2 protein-coding genes are annotated in these 1,054 nt (G+C 42.6%); both read right to left on the reverse strand.

Features of this window, described 5'->3' with window-relative positions; all coding sequences use genetic code 11:
- Window positions 1-555, reverse strand: a 555-nt coding sequence (locus tag R7F07_RS25425; RefSeq protein WP_318110697.1) for a TVP38/TMEM64 family protein, incomplete at its 3' end; no start/stop codon positions are given.
- Window positions 556-761: 206 nt separating this feature from the next.
- A partial coding sequence (locus R7F07_RS25430; RefSeq protein ID WP_318110698.1) for a TfoX/Sxy family protein occupies window positions 762-1,054 on the reverse strand: 293 nt, incomplete at its 5' end.

Raw genomic sequence — 1,054 nt, forward strand, 5'->3', positions numbered from 1 at the left:
TGCTAACTGAGTACCAGCGTTAAGGTAAACGGCAGTACCAGGGAGCATGCCTATTTGACTGGTTAAATAAAAGCGCGCAATGCTCATAGGTGTTAATCCCATCAGTAGGTTGATGAGGAAAAATGGGAACACTGGAATCAAGCGCAAAGAAAACAGATAAAACGCGCCATCCTTTTTTACTCCTTGGTTAATCGCAACAAGCTTTTCCCCAAATCTCGATTGAACCCAATCCCTAAGCAAATATCGGCTACTCAAAAAAGCTAAGGTCGCACCGATCGTACTGGCAAAAGAAACCAAAAGTAAGCTAAACCAAAACCCAAACAAAGCTGCGCCTAGCAAAGTAACCACTGCTGCTCCGGGAATAGAAAATGCGGTAATCGCAACATACGCTAAAAAATACACTGTGGCGGCATAGACGATGTTGGCTTCGATGAATGAATTGAGCGCTTCTTGCTGCGCTTTTGCGTTTTCAAGCGTTAGATATTGACCAAAATTAGCGCCTAACAAAAGAATGGTGGCAACAAGTATCAGTCCAAAGATAAGTTTTTTATTCATGTGTGCTCCGTTTCTATATCTAGGCTACCGCTTAAAGTATTCATACTGAATATTGTTTTAACAATCTCGTTATCGAAACTAAGTCGTGGCGCTGAAGATACGGGTGTTTTGGGATTTACAAAGGAGTAGACACGAGGGGAGCTAAAAAAATTTCATAAAAAAACCGCAGTTCACACTGCGGCTTTAGTCGATAGATTAGACTTCTGTTACGAAAGGCCATTCATTAATTCTTCACGACGAGACTGGGGAACCACACTCCAGTGTGTGCCGTTAATAGCACCTTCTAAGGCCCAAAGTAGCTCAAGGCTAACTGTGTTGGAGTGCGTGTCTCTGATCGCTTTATAAGCACTTAGTGCGCCTTCTTCTTCAAGTTGAGCAACAGAATCAATACCCGCTTTCTTAAGCATTCTTTCTGTAGCCAATCTCAGATTCGGCAGATCTTTCAAGCGATTAGGCTTAGTGCTCGCTTGTTGTTCTTTCTCAAGTTTGGCGTTTTCTA

The sequence above is a fragment of the Vibrio sp. YT-16 genome (assembly GCF_033337405.1).
GTDB classification, from domain to species: Bacteria; Pseudomonadota; Gammaproteobacteria; order Enterobacterales; family Vibrionaceae; genus Vibrio; species Vibrio alginolyticus.